This window comes from Bradyrhizobium sp. 186 (assembly GCF_023101685.1).
Classification (GTDB): Bacteria; Pseudomonadota; Alphaproteobacteria; order Rhizobiales; family Xanthobacteraceae; genus Bradyrhizobium.
Genome location: NZ_CP082164.1, coordinates 5,778,260 through 5,795,444 on the forward strand (window position 1 = coordinate 5,778,260; position 17,185 = coordinate 5,795,444).

Here is a 17,185-nt window from a genome sequence, read left to right on the forward strand (position 1 = left end):
TTTCTCTTTACGCATGATTTGACCGGAAAACCGGCATCCACTTTTCCGGATCATGCGCGTTAACCCTTCATCAGATTGACGTCCTCAACCGCGATCGAGCCGCGGTTGCGGAAATAGACCACCAGGATGGCGAGACCGATTGCGGCTTCGGCAGCCGCGACCGTCAGCACCAGCAGCGCGAAGACCTGGCCGACGATGTCGCCGAGGAAGGTCGAGAACGCCACCAGGTTGATGTTGACCGCGAGCAGGATCAGCTCGATCGACATCAGGATGACGATGATGTTCTTGCGGTTCAGGAAGATGCCGAGGATCCCGAGCGTGAACAGGATAGCGCCGACCGCCAGATAGTGTCCGAGCCCGATCGTCATTTCACCCACTCCGCCGCGTCGGCGTCCGAGAGCCCCTGCCCCGGCGCCACCTTGCGCATCGCCATCGCCATCTCCGGCGTGCGCGCGTTCTGAACGTTGATGTCCTGTCGCTTGATGTTCACCTTGTGCCGCAGCGTCAGCACGATAGCGCCGATCATTGCGACCAGCAGCACCATGCCGGAGAGCTGGAAGTAGTAGATATACTTCGTATAGAGCACGAGCCCGAGCGCTTCGGTGTTGCTGACATTGGTCGGGATCGCCGCCGTGATCGACTTGGCGACGCCGGGGTTGATGACCCAAAAGCCGACGGTGAGCAGCAGCTCGAACATGAAGATGCCGCCGATCACGAGACCGACCGGCAGGTACTCGATGAAGCCCTCGCGCAACTCGAGGAAGTCGACGTCGAGCATCATGATCACGAACAGGAACAGCACCGCGACGGCGCCGACATAGACGACGATCAGGATCATCGCCAGGAATTCGGCGCCCATCAGCACGAACAGGCCGGAGGCGTTGACGAAGGCCAGGATCAGGTACAGCACGGAGTGCACGGGATTGCGCGAGACAATCACCATCACCGCCGAGGCGACGCAGACGCCTGCGAAGAGATAGAAGAACAGCGCGGGAAGGATCATCGGGCATTCCCCGTCATTCCGGGGCGCGGGCGAAGCCCGCGAACCCGGAATCTGGAGGTTGTGGCGCGAGATTCCGGGTTCGCGCTTCGCGCGCCCCGGAATGACGTGGTGAGGTCCGGAAGGATCATGCTCTCATCTCACCGGTACGGCGCGTCGAGTTCGATCGCTTTCGCGATCTCGCGTTCCCAGCGGTCGCCATTGGCGAGCAGCTTGTCCTTGTCATAGAACAGTTCCTCGCGGGTCTCGGTCGCGAATTCGAAGTTCGGACCTTCGACGATGGCGTCGACCGGGCAAGCCTCCTGGCAGAGGCCGCAATAGATGCACTTCACCATGTCGATGTCGTAGCGCACGGTGCGGCGGGTGCCGTCGTTGCGGCGCGGGCCGGCCTCGATGGTGATGGCCTGCGCCGGGCAGATCGCTTCGCACAGCTTGCAGGCGATGCAGCGCTCTTCGCCGTTCGGATAGCGGCGCAGCGCATGCTCGCCGCGGAAGCGCGGCGAGATCGGGCCCTTTTCGAAGGGATAGTTCAGCGTCGGCTTCGGCTGGAAGAAATAGCGCATGGCGAGGAAGAACGCCGAGACGAATTCCGACAGCAGAAGCGAGCGTGCAGTGGCGTTGATGTTGATACCCATGACGGCCCTCACTTCGGCGCGATGCCGGCGAAATGCAGCACGCCGGCCACCACGACCACCATCGCCAGCGACAGAGGCAGGAACACCTTCCAGCCGAGGCGCATCAATTGGTCGTAGCGGTAGCGCGGCACGATCGCCTTTGCCATCGCGAACAGGAAGAACATGAAGAATACTTTCAGCGAGAACCAGATGATCCCCGGCACCCAGTTGAAGGGCGGCAGGTCCACCGGCGGCAGCCAACCTCCGAGGAACAGGATCGTCGCCAACGCGCACATCGTGACGATCGCGACATACTCGCCGAGCATGAACAAGAGATACGGTGTCGAGCCGTATTCGACCATGAAGCCGGCCACGAGCTCGGATTCGGCTTCGACGAGGTCGAACGGCGGACGGTTGGTTTCCGCCAGCGCCGAGACGTAGAACACCACGAACATCGGGAACAGCGGCCACACATACCAGTTCAGGACGGTGAGCTGCGGCAGCCCGATCAGGCTTGCAAGGCCGCGCGCATGCTGCGCTTCGACGACGGCCGAGAGGTTCAGCGTGCCGGCGCAGAGCAGCACGGTGATGATGACGAAGCCGATCGAGACTTCGTAGGACACCATCTGCGCCGCCGAGCGCAAGGCGGCCAGGAACGGGTATTTCGAGTTCGACGACCAGCCGGCCATGATGATGCCGTAGATCGACAGCGACGAGATCGCGAAGATGAAGAGAACGCCGACATTGATGTCGGAGATCACCCAGCCGAGATTGGTCGGGATCACCGCCCAGGCCGCGAGCGCGAGCACGCACGACACCAGTGGCGCCAGCAGGAAGACGCCCTTGTTGGCGCCGGCCGGGATGATCGGCTCCTTCAGCACGAACTTCAGGAGGTCGGCGAAGGACTGGAACAGGCCCCAGGGACCGACCACGTTCGGGCCGCGGCGGATCTGCACCGCCGCCCAGATCTTGCGGTCCGCCAGCAGGATGTAGGCGATCGCGACCAGCAGCACGACGAGCACCAGGACGCTCTCCGCGATCATGATGATCAGCGGCCAGAGGAACCCGGTCCAGAATGCGCTTTCGAAAAATTCCATCAGCTCACTCCGCTGCGGTCAGCATCTGCCCGGAGGCAAGCCGCGAGCATTCCGCCATCACGGCGGACGCTCGCGCGATTGGGTTGGTCAGGTAGAAGTCCTCGACCAGCGGCTTGAACGGTGCCTTCTCGGTCGTGCCGCCCTTGCCCGCCAGCTTCTTGATCTGGTCGGCGGAGCCGGCCTCGATCTGGTCGAGACGGATCAAATGCGGAACCGCCTTGAAGATCGCCTGGCGCAGGGCCGCAAGCGAGTCGTAACCAAGCTTCTTGCCCAGCGCTTCCGACAGCGCGCGGACGATCGCCCAATCCTCGCGGGCCTGGCCCGGCGGGAACGCGGCACGGCCGGTCATCTGCACGCGGCCTTCGGTGTTGACGTAGATCGCGGACTTCTCGGTATAGGCGGCCGCCGGCAGGATGACGTCGGCGCGATGCGCACCGCGGTCGCCATGGGTGCCGATATAGACGACGAAGGTGCCGTCCGGCGCCGTGACCTCGTCGGCGCCGAGCAGGAACAGCAGGTCGAGCGTCCCGAACGTCGTCATCTGCGACGCGTTCAGCCCGCCGCTGCCTGCGACAAAGCCGATATCGAGCGCGCCGACACGCGAGGCGGTCTCGTGCAGCACACCGAAGCCGTTCCAGCCGTCTTTCACCGCGCCGACATCGAGCGCCAGCTTGGCGGCGGCCGCCAAAATGGCGGCGCCGTCGTGACGCGAGGTCGCGCCCGCGCCGACCAGGATGAGCGGGTTCTTGGCGTTCTTCAGCACGTCCATGAAGGAGTGCTTGCCGGCGGCGAGATCGCCGAGCGTGTCGGTGCCCGCGCCGAGATGGTCGTAGTCGTAGGTCAGGTCGGCCTTGGCGCCGATCACGCCAACCTTGAAGCCGCCGGCACGCCAGCGCTTGCGGATGCGGGCGTTGAACACGGCCGCTTCCTTGCGCGGATTGGCACCGACGATAAGCAGCGCGTCGGCCTGCTCCACGCCCACCAGCGTCGGATTGAAGATGTAGACGCCGCGTCCGAGCGTGGGATCGAAGGCGTCGCCGCCCTGCACCGCGAGATTGCCCGAGCCGTATTTGGCGAGCAGGTCCTTTAGCGCGAACATCTCTTCGACGCCGGCGAGATCGCCCGCGATCGCGCCGATCCGCTTGCCGTCGGTGCGGGCCGCCTTGGCGGCGATCGCGGCAAAGGCCTCAGGCCAGCTCGCGGCGCGCAGCTTGCCGGCTTCACGGATATAGGGCCGGTCGAGCCGCTGGGTGCGCAGGCCGTCGACGACGTGGCGGGTCTTGTCCGAAATCCACTCCTCGTTCACGGTCTCGTTGATGCGCGGCAGCACGCGCATCACCTCGCGGCCGCGGGTGTCGACCCGGATCGCCGAACCGATGCCGTCCATCACGTCGATCGACTGGGTCTTGCCGAGCTCCCACGGGCGCGCGGCAAAGGCATAAGGCTTCGAGGTCAGCGCGCCGACCGGGCAGATGTCGACGAGGTTGCCCTGCAACTCCGAGCTCAGCGCATGCTCGAGATAGGTCGTGATCTCCATGTCCTCGCCGCGGCCGGTCGCACCCATCTCGGGGGCGCCCGCAACTTCCGCCGAGAAGCGGACGCAGCGCGTGCACTGGATGCAGCGGTTCATCGAGGTTTTGACCAGCGCGCCGAGATATTTGTCCTCGACCGCGCGCTTGTTCTCGGCGAAGCGGCTGGTGTCGACACCATAGCCCATCGCCTGGTCCTGGAGGTCGCACTCGCCGCCCTGGTCGCAGATCGGGCAATCCAGCGGATGGTTGATCAGAAGGAATTCCATCACGCCTTCGCGCGCCTTCTTCACCATCGGCGAACGGGTGGAGATTTCCGGCGGCTCGCCCTTGGGACCCGGACGGCAATCGCGCACGGCCCAGGCGCAGCTCGCGACCGGCTTCGGGCCGCCCTTCACTTCGACCAGGCACATCCGGCAATTGCCGGCGATCGACAGCCGCTCGTGGTAGCAGAAGCGCGGAATCTCTGCGCCCGCGGTTTCGCACGCCTGGAGCAGCGTGTACTCCGGTGGGACATCGATCTCTTTGCCGTCGATGATGAGCTTGGTCATTCTTCCTACTCCGCCGCGACCATGTTCACGGGATCGCGGACGCCGATATCGTCGATGTCGGACTGGTGCGAATACTGGTCGATGCGCGCTTCGATCTCATGACGGAAATGCGCGATCAGGCCCTGGATCGGCCAGGCGGCCGCGTCGCCGAGCGCGCAGATGGTGTGGCCTTCGACCTGCTTGGTGACTTCGAGCAGCATGTCGATCTCGCGCTTGTGGGCGCGGCCCTCGGCCATGCGGGTGAGCACGCGCCACATCCAGCCGGTGCCCTCGCGGCACGGCGTGCACTGGCCGCAGCTCTCGTGCTTGTAGAAATATGAGATGCGGGCGATCGCGCGGATCAAATCGGTCGACTTGTCCATCACGATCACGGCCGCGGTGCCGAGGCCCGAGCGCAGCTTGCTCAAGCTGTCGAAATCCATCGGCGTGTCGATGATCTGCTCGGCCGGTACCATCCGCACCGAGGAGCCGCCGGGGATCACGGCCTTGAGGTTATCCCAGCCGCCGCGGACGCCGCCGCAATGCTTCTCGATCAGCTCACGGAACGGAATGCCCATGGCCTCTTCGACGTTGCAGGGCCGCTCGACATGGCCGGAGATGCAGAACAGCTTGGTGCCGACATTGTTCGGGCGGCCGATGCCGGCAAACCAAGCCGCACCGCGGCGCAGGATGTCCGGCGCAACTGCGATCGACTCGACGTTGTTGACGGTGGTCGGGCAGCCGAACAGGCCGACATTGGCCGGGAACGGCGGCTTCAGGCGCGGCTGGCCCTTCTTGCCTTCGAGGCTTTCGAGCAGCGCGGTCTCCTCGCCACAGATATAGGCGCCGGCGCCGTGCGCGACGTAGATGTCGAACGGCCAGCCGTTGACGTTGTCCTTGCCGACCAGCTTGGCTTCATAGGCCTGGTCGATCGCAGCCTGAAGGTGCTCGCGCTCGCGGATGAACTCGCCGCGGACATAGATGTAGCAGGCATGCGCGTTCATCGCGCAGCTCGCGATCAGGCAGCCCTCGATCAGGAGATGCGGATCGTGCCGCATGATCTCGCGATCCTTGCAGGTGCCGGGCTCGGACTCGTCGGCGTTGACGACGAGATAACTCGGCCGGCCGTCGGTCGATTCCTTCGGCATGAACGACCATTTCAGACCGGTCGGGAAGCCGGCGCCGCCGCGGCCGCGCAGGCCGGAGGCCTTCATCTCGTTAATGATCCAGTCGCGGCCCTTGTCGATGATAGCCTTGGTGCCATCCCAGGCGCCGCGGCGCCGCGCGCCCTCGAGCCCCCAATCGTGGAGGCCGTAGAGGTTCTTGAAGATGCGGTCCTTGTCCTCGAGCATTTCAGTGCTTTCCGATCAACGGTTGGCTTGCTTGTAGGCAAGCCCGGCGGCGCAGACGGCGAAGGTCAGCGCCCAGAGCAGACTGGATTCCAGCGACGCGTTCAGGATGAAGCGCTGCAGCAGGAAGATGAAGGTGGCCGCGGCCGCGGCATGCATGGCGACGAAGCCCCATTTCTTCACGGCCACGTTCCCTCCAATTGCCTGATACGGGAGACCGCGCATCAGGTGGTCTCCTTCAGCGTGGTCGGTCCGTTGATCGGCGCCGAGAACTGGCGGCCGTTCTGCGGACCGGGTTTTGGCGGATTGCCGGAGGCGAAGCCATCGAGCACCTTGCCAAAGCTTTCCTTGGTCAGGTCCTCATAGGTGTCCTTGCCGATCAGCACCATCGGCGCGTTCACGCAGGCGCCCAGGCACTCCACCTCTTCCCAGCTGAAATTGCCGTCCTTGGAGAGGTGGAAGGGCTCGTGATGGATCCGGTGCTCGCAGACATGGATCAGGTCTTCGGCTCCGCGCAGGCGGCACGGCGTGGTGCCGCAGACCTGGACGTGGGCCTTCTTGCCGACGGGGGCGAGCTGGAACATCGTGTAGAAGGTCGCAACTTCCAGCACGCGGATATAGGGCATGTCGAGCATGTCGGCGATGGCGCGGATCGCGGCTTCCGACACCCAGCCGTCGTGCTGTTCCTGCGCCCGCCACAGGATCGCGATGACCGCAGAGGCCTGACGTCCGGCCGGGTATTTCGCGATCTGCTGCTTCGCGAACGCAAGGTTCTCGTCCGTGAACGCAAAGCTCGCGGGCTGGACTTCCTTCGGTGCTAATCGGCGAACGGACATCTCTTCAATCTCTCACTGCATGCGGCGCGCGGTCTTGGCATTCAGGTTCTTGGCATTCAGGTTCTTGGCATTCAGGACATTGATCCTGTCCTGCCAGAATGCGCTTGCGGTGCCGAAAACGTTGTAGCCGACGTGGGTCGAGACCTTGATGCGATCGAGGATCGACAGCTCGGTCACGGTCTCCATCCGGTTGCTGCGCGGATCGAACACGATCAGCTTCAGCGGGGTGTGTTCGAGGATGTAGCGCGACACAGCGTGGCTGCGGTCGCTGCCGTGCTCCTCGCACATGATGACGCTGTCGGCCTCGAGCAGCCGGGCGCCGCCCTTGATCGCCTCGATCTCGACGCCTTCGACGTCGAGCTTGATCAGATATTTGCCGCTGGCTGACACCTTGCCGTCGTCGATGAGGTTGTCGAGCGCAATGACCGGAACCTCTTCACCGCCGGTCGAAATATCGCCGGCGATGCTGAAGGCCTCGTGCTTGGTGCCGGACAGCCGCGCGGTGCCGCGGGCCGCGCCGATCGCGCATTTCATGGTCTCGAAGCGGTTGCCGTTGACGCGCGCGTTGTTGGCGAGCTTCGGGTAATTTTGCCCCGACGGCTCGATCGCGATCGCCTTGTGGGCGCCGAACGGCTTGCTCGAGACCAGCACCGACCAGTAGCCGTAATTGGCGCCGCAATCGAGCAGCGTGTAGTCGACGTCGATGGAGTCGGCGAACAGTAGCTCCAGCTCGTCTTCGTAATTGTAGGAGCGGTTGAGCAGCTTGCTCCAATAACCGTCGCCATAGGGAAATTCGAACACGGCGTCGGGGTTGAGCTTGATCGCGATGTTGCGCTCAGGCAGCGTTTTCCGCAGCAGGTTCGCGCAGGCGATGTAGCCCATATGCGAGAAGTGCGACGAGATCTTCGATCCCGTCACCAGCGCCAGCGCAGCCGTCCGCTCCCACAGGTTGGCCCCTTCAAGGGCCCCCGAGGCGCGGTCAAACTGGATTGGCGCCTGCGCCATCACCGATCGACCTCTCCGAACACGATGTCGAGCGAGCCAAGGATCGCCGAGACGTCGGCGAGCAGATGGCCGCGGCAGATGTGATCCATGGCCTGAAGATGAGCAAAGCCCGGCGCGCGAATCTTGCACTTGTAGGGCTTGTTGGTGCCGTCGGCGACGAGATAGACGCCGAACTCGCCCTTGGGCGCCTCGACCGCGGCATAGACCTCGCCGGCCGGCACGTGAACGCCTTCGGTATAGAGCTTGAAGTGATGGATCAGCGCTTCCATCGAGCGCTTCATCTCGCCACGACGCGGCGGCGTGACCTTGTTGTCCTCGACGACGACGGGGCCCTGCCCGTCCGGCGCTTTCAGCTTCTGGAAGCACTGCTTCATGATGCGCACGGACTGGCGCATTTCTTCCATGCGGATCAAATAGCGGTCGTAGCAGTCGCCGTTCTTGCCGATCGGAATGTCGAAATCCATTTCGGCGTAGCACTCATAGGGCTGCGACTTGCGCAGGTCCCAGGCCGCACCGGAGCCGCGCACCATCACACCCGAAAAGCCCCACTCCCAGGCTTCCTTCAGCGACACCACGCCGATGTCGACGTTGCGCTGCTTGAAGATGCGGTTGGCGGTGAGCAGGCGATCGAGGTCGTCCACGACTTTCAGGAACGGGTCGCACCAGGCTTCGATGTCGTCGACCAGCTTCGGCGGCAAATCCTGATGCACGCCGCCGACGCGGAAGTAGGCCGCATGCATGCGGCTGCCCGAGGCGCGCTCGTAGAACACCATCAGCTTCTCGCGCTCTTCAAAACCCCACAGCGGCGGGGTGAGCGCGCCGACGTCCATCGCCTGCGTGGTGACGTTGAGCAGATGCGACAGGATGCGGCCGATCTCGCAATAGAGCACGCGGATCAACTGGCCGCGGCGCGGCACTTCGATGCCGAGCAGCTTTTCGGCCGCGAGGCAGAAGGCGTGCTCCTGGTTCATCGGCGCGACGTAGTCGAGCCGGTCGAAATACGGGATCGCCTGGAGATAGGTCTTCTGCTCGATCAGCTTCTCGGTGCCGCGGTGAAGCAGGCCGATATGCGGATCGACGCGCGCGACGATCTCGCCGTCCAGTTCAAGCACCAAACGCAGCACGCCGTGCGCCGCCGGATGCTGCGGTCCAAAATTGATGGTGAAGTTGCGAAGGTTTTCGGGTTGCTCGTTCATGACGCAGCTCCTGCTGCGAGGCGAATAGCGAATGGCGAATGGCGAATGGCGATGTTCATTTCGTGGACTTGTCCTGCAGAGAACGTATCAACGCGCGAACCATTTTGCCCAAGCTCTCGCATCGACCAAGCACTGGCCCCAAGTCCGACGCAGCCAGGATGCCGACGCGCTCGGCCAGGAGCAGATGGGTCTCCAATTCCTTTAGCGAACCTTGAGACACCCGCAGCGATTGCACGAAACTGCCGGTGCTTTCCCGCCCATGCCTTTCCGCGATGTTGGCAGGAATCAATGCTGCGGCTCGCCGAATCTGGGACGTTAGACCGAATAGTTCGTCGCGCGGAAATTGAGCTACCAATCGGTAGCAGGATTCCGCCAAGGCCATGGCGTCCTGCCATATCCTCAGGTCCCGATACGAATTTGATCGACTGGTCGCTCAACTAACATCCCTATTCGCCACTCGCCATTCGCCACTCACTGCTTCGCCTTTTCATCACCCGGAAGGACCGGATAGTCGGCTCCCTCCCACGGAGACAAAAAGTCGAACTTGCGGAATTCCTGGTTGAGCCGCACCGGCTCGTACACCACCCGCTTCTCCTGGTCGTCGTAGCGAACCTCGACGAATCCGGTGGTCGGGAAATCCTTGCGCAGCGGATGGCCTTCGAAGCCGTAATCGGTCAGGAGGCGGCGCATGTCGGGATGGCCGACGAAGATCACGCCGTAGAGATCATAAGTCTCGCGCTCGAACCAGTCCGCGCCGGGGAACACATCGATCAACGATGGCACCTGCGTGGTTTCGTCGGCCTGGGCCCTGAGCCGGACCCGCGTGTTCAGCACCGGTGACAGGAAGTGGTAGATCACGTCAAACCGCTTCTCGCGGTCGGGATAGTCCACCGCTGTGATGTCGGTGAAGTTGATGAAACGGCAATTCGGATCGTCGCGGAGGTACTTGACCACCTCGACGATCTTGGCGGCCTCGACATCAACCGTGAGTTGGTTGAAGGCCACCGAGTGACCGGTGGCGGCGCCCGGAAGCGCGCTAACGATCGTTTGCCCAAGGGCGTCGAGCTTGCCGTCGTCCATGACGTAAAACCTTAGCGTTCGATGGTGCCGGTGCGCCGAATCTTCTTCTGAAGCAGCAGCACGCCGTAAAGCAGCGCTTCCGCCGTGGGCGGGCAGCCCGGCACGTAGATGTCGATTGGAACGATACGGTCGCAGCCGCGCACGACCGAGTAGGAATAGTGGTAGTAGCCGCCGCCATTGGCGCAGGAGCCCATCGAGATGACGTAGCGCGGCTCGGGCATCTGGTCGTAGACCTTGCGCAGCGCCGGGGCCATCTTGTTGGTGAGCGTGCCGGCGACGATCATGACGTCAGACTGCCGCGGCGAGGCACGCGGCGCGAAGCCGAAGCGCTCGATGTCGTAGCGCGGCATCGACACCTGCATCATCTCGACCGCGCAGCAGGCGAGACCGAAGGTCATCCACATCAAGGAGCCGGTGCGCGCCCAGGTGATGAGGTCGTCGGTCGCAGCGACGAAGAAGCCCTTGTCGGACAGTTCGTGATTGACCTCGAGGAAGAACGGATCATTGGCCCCGACCGGCTTGCCGGTCGACGGATCCAGGATGCCCTTGGGGGCCGGCGTGATGACCGGACCAACGGGCGGTGCATGGTTCAATCCCATTCGAGTGCCCCTTTCTTCCATTCATAGGCGAACCCGACCGTCAGCACGGCGAGGAACACCACCATGGACCAGAAACCGGTCGCGCCAAGCTTGCCGAACGCCACCGCCCAGGGAAACAGGAACGCCACCTCGAGATCGAAGATGATGAAGAGGATGGCGACCAGGTAAAAGCGGACGTCGAACTTCATTCGGGCGTCGTCGAAGGCGTTGAAACCGCACTCATACGCCGACAGTTTTTCCGGGTCCGGCTGCTGGAACGCCACGATGAAGGGCGCGATCAGCAGCACGAGGCCAATGAGGCCCGCGACCCCTATAAAGACGACGAGTGGAAGATAGTTCTGTAGAATGCCGCTCATTGACGAGCCCTCTTTCCCGTAGCCTCGGGACAGCCACGGATTCGTCCAGTTTGGAATTATTCTGAGCCTTAGCGCAGTGCACCAATGGGCGCAAGACACGCTCTTTTTAGGCCCTTTGCCGCTCCCAGAACGATGGAAATCCCGGAATCACCCCGCGCTGGTATGGAGCAGATCAGAAAACCCGGCAAGGGTGGCCACAGTTTTGCAGGGCAGCAGTCCTGAGATTGGGGCGCACAGGTCCCGGCAACTACTTGCCGTGGAGCGCTTGCCCAAATTGCTCGGGTCTTCTGGTGCGGCAGCGCACCCAAACCAAGGCAATGACCAGCACGGGAGCCCCCACCGTCACCCAGGCGACATACTTGCCAACCGCACCCCAGAGCAGTGCAGCCAGCAGGCCGGTGAGGGTCGCAGCCGCGAGCAGTATAGGCGCAGCAAAGACACGTATCCACAGGCGCGAAGGGCCGGACGAGCCATGCGTCACGACGGGACCGGGGCTCGTTTGGCGAATGCGTCCGCCCGGGCTGGTGCTCGCTTCCGCCGCCGCGCCAGCCACAGATTGAGGCCGCTGCCGATTACAACGATCGTGAGCACGTCGAGCGCGGCCCAGATCACCTTGAGCGGCATGCCGCCGTAGTCGCCGAAATGCAGCGGCTGCGAGATCAGCAGCGTCTGGAGATAGACCGGCAGCGCCCGGCTATCGGCGACCTCCCCTGTTTCGCCGTCGAGCAGGACCGGCTTCAGGAGCCGTGACGTCAGCGCCGTGTCGCCCCGCATGAAGGCGGCGAAGTGGTACGATGAGGTGAAGGGCGTGCCCGGGAACGCGACGAAGGCGATCTCCATGCCGGGCGCCGCCTGTTTGGCGCGCGCGACGACACCGTCGAGCGAGGCGAGATGCGAAGGCGGCGGCTTGCCGGCATAGGGCGCAACCATGCTGGCGAGCTCGGTCGCCTTCCACTGGTTCAGCATCAGCTCGGCCCAGGTGTTGACGACGCCCGTCAGCCCGACCGCCAGCGCCCAGGCCACCGTCACCACGCCGATCAGATTATGCCAGTCGAGCCAGACCACGCGGCGCGAGGCGTGATCGCGGATGGTGGCAAACCGCTGGCGGCGGGTGAACGGCCAGTACAACACCACACCGGAGACGATGGCGACGGCGAACAGCAGCCCCATTGCGCCGAGAAACAGCTTTCCGCCCTGGCCGACAAACATGTCGGTGTGTAGCTTGAGCACGATCAGCATCGGCCCGACACCGACCGGTCCGAGCAGCTTGGTCGAGACCGCATCGAAGGCGCGCACGGTCGTGTTGTCCGGCAGTCCGTCGACCGCACTGTTGGTGAATGCCGTCACGATCCCGGGCTCGTCCTTGTCCCAGGAGATATATTGCAGCACCCGGCCGGGATCGGCTGCAAGCGCGGCGTCGGCGACTTGCTGGATCGTCGCACGCGCCGCGCCCGCATGAGCTTCGGGCTGGGGGGCATAGCCCAGGAGCTCATCGATCTCGTGATGGAAGATCAGCGGCAGGCCGGTCAGGCAGAGCAAGAGCAGGAAGACGGTCGAGATCAGGCTGGTCCAGGTGTGGACCACGGACCAGAGCCTGACCGTGCGCGCCTTCACGATACCCTTCCCTCGCCTGTCCTCACCACTTGTAGGATACGCTGCCGGTGACGCGCCGGCGGTCGCCGTAGAAGCAGGACGTATCCGACGCGCAACTCGCGACATATATTTTGTCGGTCAGGTTGATCACGTTGATTGCCGTGCGCCAATTCTGCCATTCGTAATGGAGCGCGAGATCGCCGAGTACGACCGCGGGAACCTCAAGGGTATTGGCGGCGTCGGCCCAGGACGAGCCGACATAACGCACGCCGCCGCCGAAGCCAAATCCCGCAAGAGGGCCGTCCTTGAAGGTGTAATCGGCCCAGCCCGACACCAGCATCTCCGGCGTGTTCGTCGGCGCCTTGCCGATCACCGACGGATCGATATCCTTGCTGTTGAAGAGATGGTAGGCCGTGAAGGCGCCGATCAGCTTCAGCTCCTTCGTGGCGTTGGCCACCGCTTCGAGCTCGACGCCGCGCGAGGTGACCTCGCCGGTCTGGTTCTGCAATGTGACGATGGCGCCCGGCGCAGCGGACGGCGCGTTCTGGCGTTTCAGATCGAAGAACGAGGCGGTGAAGTAGCCGTCAAATCCCTTGGGCGCGACCTTCACGCCGATTTCGGCCTGCTGGCCCGTCTCGGGCAGGAACAGCTGGTTCGTCGCATTGAGACCGATGATCGGATTGTAGCTCGTCGCATAGGAGATGTAGGGCGCAATTCCGTTGTCGAAATTGTAGATCAGTCCGGCACGCCCGCTGAACTTGCTGTCGTCGCGCTGACCCACCGTGGCGCCGGTGTCACGGGCGGCTTGCGTCGTCTCGACCCAGTCATTGCGGCCGCTCAGCACCAGCGTGAAGTTGCCTAGCTTCATCTGATCCTGAAGGTAGGTGCCGGCCTGCTTCTGCGTGATCAGGAAGTTCCGGAACGGCGCGCCCGTGAGCGGAACATTGGTGCCGTAAACAGGATTGAAGACGTTGATCGAAGGAACGGTGCCGAAGTTGAAGATCTGATAGTCGTCGATCTGATACCCCTTCAGGTCGACGCCGAACAGCATGGTGTGCCTGACCGGACCGGTGTCGAAGCGATACTCCAGCTGGTTGTCGAGATTGGCCTGGTTGGCGGTGTCCTTCGCATACCAATTGTAGCGGCCAAGCGTGGCCGTGTTGATGTCGGACCAGCCGCTGCCGACATAACCGCGATAGGTCAGGTCGATATGCGCGAAGCGGGCGTTCTGGCGGAATGTCAAATCGTCGGTGAGATTGCGCTCGAACTGATAGCCGAGCATCTCCTGCTCGCGCGTGAACTTGTCGACGCTGGGATCGCCGGCGAAGAAGCTGGTCGGGATCTTGCCGAACGGCGCGTTGGTCACCGTGCCCTGGTAAGGCAGGAAGTTGATGCCGCGTGTGTCCTGCTTCGAGGCCGACGCCAGCACGGTAAAGGTCGTGTCGGCGTCCGGCTTCCACGTGAACGACGGCGCGATGAAGTAGTTGTTGTCGGAGATGAAATCGACCTGGGTGCCGCCATTCTGCACCTGGCCGACGACGCGGTAGAACAGCTTGCCGTCCTGGGGCTGCGTCGCGACCGGACCGCCGACATCGAAGCCGACATAGGCGTTGCCGAAATTGTTGACGCCGGTCTCGATGTAGCGGATCGGCTCGGTTGGCGGCAGCTTGCTGATGACGTTGACGATGCCGCTCGGGCTCGATCCGCCGTAAAGCACCGCCGACGGGCCGCGCAGCACTTCGACCCGCTCCATGTTCGACGGCTGAAGCTTCCAGCTCGCATAGGACGTGTAGAACAGCTGCATGCCGTCGAGGAACAGTCCGATGTCGTCGGACTTGAAGCCGCGGATCAGCCACCAGTCGTTGCGGGTGTCCGCGCCGAACGTTCCGGCGCGCACGCCGGCGGTGTAGCGCAGGACTTCGTCGAGCTTGTTCGGCTTCTGGTCGCGGATCTGCTCGGCGCCGATGACCGACACCGATTGCGGCGTCTCCATGATCGGCGTGTTGGTCTTGGTACCGGACGAACTGCGATTAGCGACGTAGCCATGGACCGGGCCGCGCGGTGTCTCGACAAAGCCGACGTTGCGTTGCGGCTGCAGTTTCTGACTATTGGCGCTCTGCGCCGACCGCTGCGCGCGGCGCGGCGCGGTCGTGGCTGCGCGGCGGCGTTGCTCCGGCGCGGCAACGGTCACCGGCGGCAAGTTCGTCGCGCCGCTCTGCGCCGACGATTGTGCGAGCGATGCCTGCGGCAGCAAGACCCAAGCGGACGCGGTCGCCAATACGGCCGACCGCAACATACGAAGACTGTTCAATGCGCCACCCCAAAAGCTGCATGTTTGATGCGTCATGCCGCCAGTCCCAGGACAGCATGCGCTTGCGGTGACGCTTAAGTGAGGGGGTGCGAAATCCCTAATTGAAAGCTTCTTAGAAAGACTCTTAGAAGCGATCCAACATTTCCAGAGATTGCTGAGAGATCAGCGCAGAACTTTCTCGGCTTCGAGCATCTTCTCGGCGGTCGCGGTGAGCAGATCGATCTGCGCCAGCAGTGTCTCGAATTCGTCTCGGCTCAGATGTTCCAGCAATTGCCGATTGCGCTCCTGCGCGCCGGCGACGATCGCATCATGGGCGGCGAGGCCCGCTGGGGTCAGCGAGACCAGCACCTCGCGGCTGTCTTTTGGGTTCGCCGATTTCGCGATCAGCTTGCGCGACACGAGCTCCGCGAGCGCGCGGCTGATCTGGCCCTTGTCCTGGCCAACGGCTTCGGCGAGCCGCGCCACGCTCATCGGCGGCCGCCGGCCGAGCGAGGCGACCAGCCCGAACTCGACGGAAGACAATCCGGCGAGGCGCTTGTAGCGCAGGATGGCGCCGCGCTTGAGTAAATTGGCGAGCACCATCAGCCGCGACGACAGCATCACGGTGATCGGCGCCGGCGGATCGTTCTCGTCCGTCTCGGGCGACGACCCGCCCCTGCTCGATATCTGGCTCATGGTCCACCTCTGCCAAGAAAGCCATCACCTGCCAAGCCCGGGCGCCGCCGGGTCCGTCCCGTGGTCAAATGCGACTAGGAGGCATCTTGAAAAATCGTTGACATTGTCATCGATTGGCTTTTGACTGGATCCAACCATCAAGAACGATCCGGCCACCCAAGGCCTGCGGCGGGAGGAACAGCATGACCATCACCCAGCGGGATCGCGATCTCGGCACCGCCTATGCGATGAAGCCGGCACATACACGCACCGAGCTCACAGCAGTCGTGCGCGGCACGCCGATGGGCGAGCTGCTCCGTCGCTATTGGCATCCGGTCGGCCTCGCCGGTGACGCCACCGACACGCCGAAGAAAGTGCGCGCGCTCGGCGAGGACCTGATCCTGTTCCGCGACAAGCACGGCCGCGTCGGCCTGCTGCACGCCCGCTGCTGCCATCGCGGCACCACGCTCTATTACGGCAAGGTCGAGGAGGACGGCATCCGCTGCTGCTATCACGGCTGGAAGTTCGACACCGAAGGCCACTGCCTGGAGCAGCCCTGCGAGCCCGACGGCGGCCCGTTCAAGGACAAGGTGCGCCAGCCCTGGTATCCGGTCGAGGAGCGTTACGGGCTGATCTTCGCCTATATGGGCCCGGCCGAGAAACGCCCGGTGCTGCCGCGCTACGAATGCCTGGAGACCATGGACGACGGCGAGTTCGTCGAGGCCGACGATTCCTCGATCGGCGGCGGCGGGCCGGCGGTCATTCCCTGCAACTGGCTCCAGCACTTCGAGAACGTGGTCGATCCCTACCACGTGCCGGTGCTGCACGGCTCGTTCAGCGGCCCGCAATTCACCAACATGATGGCCTCGATGCCGGAGGTGACGTTCGACAAGACGCCACGCGGCATCGCCGTGCGCTCGATCCGCAAGCAGGATGACGGCAGGGTGTTTTACCGCGTCACCGAGGCCGCGCTGCCCACCTTGCGCGTCGTGCCGAACCCGCGCGTGGCGCAATTCGCCCGCGTCGAATCGATCGGATGGACTCTGCCGATCGACGACACCTCGTTCCGCATCTACGTCGCCGGCCGCGTCAAGAATTCCGGAGACATCGGCCGCATGCGCTCGAAGTTCAACGGAAAATTCTGGTGGGACATGAGCGAGGCCGAGCACCAGCAATTCCCCGGCGACTACGAAGCCCAGGTCGGCCAGGGCCCGCAGACCGTCCACTCCGAGGAGCATTTCGGCCAGAGCGACCGCGGCATCCTGTTGATCCGGCGCATGCTGAGCGACCAGCTCGATGCGATGGCCGCAGACCGCGATCCGATCGGTGTGTCGTTCGACGCAAGCGCACCGCCGGTCGAATTCGAAGCGGGGAATTACATCCGCGACGCGTGAAGCAGCCAGCTCCAAACAGAGCTGGACCGACAACGATAACAA

At 63.6% G+C, this 17,185-nt stretch carries 18 protein-coding genes and 1 pseudogene; 1 reads left to right on the forward strand and 18 read right to left on the reverse strand.

The window, feature by feature from the left end:
• Positions 1 to 59 precede the first annotated feature (59 nt).
• From nuoK to IVB18_RS27850, 18 genes and pseudogenes are all read right to left on the reverse strand, one after another.
• Positions 60 to 368 (reverse strand): NADH-quinone oxidoreductase subunit NuoK, encoded by a 309-nt coding sequence (nuoK, locus tag IVB18_RS27765; protein WP_015685769.1) that lies wholly within the window; start codon positions 366 to 368, stop codon positions 60 to 62.
• Positions 365 to 1,003, reverse strand: a complete 639-nt coding sequence (locus IVB18_RS27770) for an NADH-quinone oxidoreductase subunit J (RefSeq protein WP_247983602.1) — start codon at positions 1,001 to 1,003, stop codon at positions 365 to 367. The genes nuoK and IVB18_RS27770 overlap by 4 nt, the downstream gene beginning before the upstream one ends.
• Positions 1,004 to 1,140: 137 nt before the next feature.
• Entirely contained in the window at positions 1,141 to 1,629 is a 489-nt protein-coding gene (gene nuoI, locus IVB18_RS27775; RefSeq protein WP_247991748.1) for an NADH-quinone oxidoreductase subunit NuoI, read from the reverse strand.
• Positions 1,630 to 1,643: 14 nt separating this feature from the next.
• Complete coding sequence (gene nuoH / locus IVB18_RS27780; RefSeq protein ID WP_247983603.1) at positions 1,644 to 2,711, reverse strand: NADH-quinone oxidoreductase subunit NuoH; 1,068 nt, start codon at positions 2,709 to 2,711, stop codon at positions 1,644 to 1,646.
• Between the two features lie 4 nt (positions 2,712 to 2,715).
• A complete protein-coding gene (nuoG, locus tag IVB18_RS27785; RefSeq protein WP_247983604.1) occupies positions 2,716 to 4,791 on the reverse strand; it encodes an NADH-quinone oxidoreductase subunit NuoG in 2,076 nt (691 codons plus the stop codon).
• Positions 4,792 to 4,796: 5 nt separating this feature from the next.
• Positions 4,797 to 6,122 (reverse strand): NADH-quinone oxidoreductase subunit NuoF, encoded by a 1,326-nt coding sequence (gene nuoF, locus IVB18_RS27790; protein WP_247983605.1) that lies wholly within the window; start codon positions 6,120 to 6,122, stop codon positions 4,797 to 4,799.
• Positions 6,123 to 6,137: 15 nt separating this feature from the next.
• Positions 6,138 to 6,344 (reverse strand): hypothetical protein, encoded by a 207-nt coding sequence (locus IVB18_RS27795; RefSeq protein WP_247983606.1) that lies wholly within the window; start codon positions 6,342 to 6,344, stop codon positions 6,138 to 6,140.
• Positions 6,344 to 6,955 carry an NADH-quinone oxidoreductase subunit NuoE gene (nuoE, locus tag IVB18_RS27800; protein ID WP_247983607.1) on the reverse strand — a complete coding sequence of 204 codons (612 nt, stop codon included), beginning with the start codon at positions 6,953 to 6,955 and terminating at the stop codon, positions 6,344 to 6,346. Before nuoE ends, IVB18_RS27795 begins: the two co-directional genes overlap by 1 nt.
• A gap of 12 nt (positions 6,956 to 6,967) precedes the next feature.
• Positions 6,968 to 7,960, reverse strand: a complete 993-nt coding sequence (locus tag IVB18_RS27805) for an FkbM family methyltransferase (protein ID WP_247983608.1) — start codon at positions 7,958 to 7,960, stop codon at positions 6,968 to 6,970.
• Positions 7,960 to 9,156, reverse strand: a complete 1,197-nt coding sequence (locus IVB18_RS27810; protein WP_247983609.1) for an NADH-quinone oxidoreductase subunit D — start codon at positions 9,154 to 9,156, stop codon at positions 7,960 to 7,962. Before IVB18_RS27810 ends, IVB18_RS27805 begins: the two co-directional genes overlap by 1 nt.
• Before the next feature lie 55 nt (positions 9,157 to 9,211).
• A pseudogene (locus IVB18_RS27815) lies at positions 9,212 to 9,574 on the reverse strand (four helix bundle protein); the annotation flags it as partial.
• Positions 9,575 to 9,627: 53 nt separating this feature from the next.
• Positions 9,628 to 10,236: an NADH-quinone oxidoreductase subunit C gene (locus tag IVB18_RS27820; protein ID WP_247983611.1), complete on the reverse strand. Its 609-nt coding sequence runs from the start codon at positions 10,234 to 10,236 to the stop codon at positions 9,628 to 9,630.
• 11 nt (positions 10,237 to 10,247) lie between these two features.
• Positions 10,248 to 10,835, reverse strand: a complete 588-nt coding sequence (locus IVB18_RS27825; RefSeq protein WP_247983612.1) for an NADH-quinone oxidoreductase subunit B — start codon at positions 10,833 to 10,835, stop codon at positions 10,248 to 10,250.
• Positions 10,826 to 11,191 (reverse strand): NADH-quinone oxidoreductase subunit A, encoded by a 366-nt coding sequence (locus IVB18_RS27830; protein ID WP_008136158.1) that lies wholly within the window; start codon positions 11,189 to 11,191, stop codon positions 10,826 to 10,828. The genes IVB18_RS27825 and IVB18_RS27830 overlap by 10 nt, the downstream gene beginning before the upstream one ends.
• A gap of 247 nt (positions 11,192 to 11,438) precedes the next feature.
• Positions 11,439 to 11,672 (reverse strand): hypothetical protein, encoded by a 234-nt coding sequence (locus tag IVB18_RS27835; protein ID WP_247983613.1) that lies wholly within the window; start codon positions 11,670 to 11,672, stop codon positions 11,439 to 11,441.
• Positions 11,669 to 12,805 carry a PepSY-associated TM helix domain-containing protein gene (locus IVB18_RS27840; RefSeq protein WP_247983614.1) on the reverse strand — a complete coding sequence of 379 codons (1,137 nt, stop codon included), beginning with the start codon at positions 12,803 to 12,805 and terminating at the stop codon, positions 11,669 to 11,671. The genes IVB18_RS27835 and IVB18_RS27840 overlap by 4 nt, the downstream gene beginning before the upstream one ends.
• 22 nt (positions 12,806 to 12,827) lie before the next feature.
• On the reverse strand, positions 12,828 to 15,080 hold the full coding sequence (locus IVB18_RS27845; RefSeq protein WP_247991749.1) for a TonB-dependent siderophore receptor: 2,253 nt from the start codon (positions 15,078 to 15,080) through the stop codon (positions 12,828 to 12,830).
• A 177-nt stretch (positions 15,081 to 15,257) separates the two neighbouring features.
• Positions 15,258 to 15,770: a MarR family transcriptional regulator gene (locus IVB18_RS27850; protein WP_247983615.1), complete on the reverse strand. Its 513-nt coding sequence runs from the start codon at positions 15,768 to 15,770 to the stop codon at positions 15,258 to 15,260.
• Positions 15,771 to 15,952: 182 nt separating this feature from the next.
• On the opposite strand from IVB18_RS27850, the gene IVB18_RS27855 reads away from it, so the two are divergent.
• Positions 15,953 to 17,143 (forward strand): aromatic ring-hydroxylating dioxygenase subunit alpha, encoded by a 1,191-nt coding sequence (locus IVB18_RS27855; RefSeq protein ID WP_247983616.1) that lies wholly within the window; start codon positions 15,953 to 15,955, stop codon positions 17,141 to 17,143.
• Positions 17,144 to 17,185 lie beyond the last annotated feature (42 nt).

What these genes read in the sequence shown, in the direction of transcription:
- nuoK (WP_015685769.1), bottom strand. Translation starts at nt 368, where the DNA reads ATGACGATCGGGCTCGGACACTATCTGGCGGTCGGCGCTATCCTGTTC.
- IVB18_RS27770 (WP_247983602.1), bottom strand. Translation starts at nt 1,003, where the DNA reads ATGATCCTTCCCGCGCTGTTCTTCTATCTCTTCGCAGGCGTCTGCGTC.
- nuoH (WP_247983603.1), bottom strand. Translation starts at nt 2,711, where the DNA reads ATGGAATTTTTCGAAAGCGCATTCTGGACCGGGTTCCTCTGGCCGCTG.
- nuoG (WP_247983604.1), bottom strand. Translation starts at nt 4,791, where the DNA reads ATGACCAAGCTCATCATCGACGGCAAAGAGATCGATGTCCCACCGGAG.
- nuoF (WP_247983605.1), bottom strand. Translation starts at nt 6,122, where the DNA reads ATGCTCGAGGACAAGGACCGCATCTTCAAGAACCTCTACGGCCTCCAC.
- IVB18_RS27795 (WP_247983606.1), bottom strand. Translation starts at nt 6,344, where the DNA reads ATGCGCGGTCTCCCGTATCAGGCAATTGGAGGGAACGTGGCCGTGAAG.
- nuoE (WP_247983607.1), bottom strand. Translation starts at nt 6,955, where the DNA reads ATGTCCGTTCGCCGATTAGCACCGAAGGAAGTCCAGCCCGCGAGCTTT.
- IVB18_RS27805 (WP_247983608.1), bottom strand. Translation starts at nt 7,960, where the DNA reads ATGGCGCAGGCGCCAATCCAGTTTGACCGCGCCTCGGGGGCCCTTGAA.
- IVB18_RS27810 (WP_247983609.1), bottom strand. Translation starts at nt 9,156, where the DNA reads ATGAACGAGCAACCCGAAAACCTTCGCAACTTCACCATCAATTTTGGA.
- IVB18_RS27820 (WP_247983611.1), bottom strand. Translation starts at nt 10,236, where the DNA reads ATGGACGACGGCAAGCTCGACGCCCTTGGGCAAACGATCGTTAGCGCG.
- IVB18_RS27825 (WP_247983612.1), bottom strand. Translation starts at nt 10,835, where the DNA reads ATGGGATTGAACCATGCACCGCCCGTTGGTCCGGTCATCACGCCGGCC.
- IVB18_RS27830 (WP_008136158.1), bottom strand. Translation starts at nt 11,191, where the DNA reads ATGAGCGGCATTCTACAGAACTATCTTCCACTCGTCGTCTTTATAGGG.
- IVB18_RS27845 (WP_247991749.1), bottom strand. Translation starts at nt 15,080, where the DNA reads ATGTTGCGGTCGGCCGTATTGGCGACCGCGTCCGCTTGGGTCTTGCTG.
- IVB18_RS27850 (WP_247983615.1), bottom strand. Translation starts at nt 15,770, where the DNA reads ATGAGCCAGATATCGAGCAGGGGCGGGTCGTCGCCCGAGACGGACGAG.
- IVB18_RS27855 (WP_247983616.1), top strand. Translation starts at nt 15,953, where the DNA reads ATGACCATCACCCAGCGGGATCGCGATCTCGGCACCGCCTATGCGATG.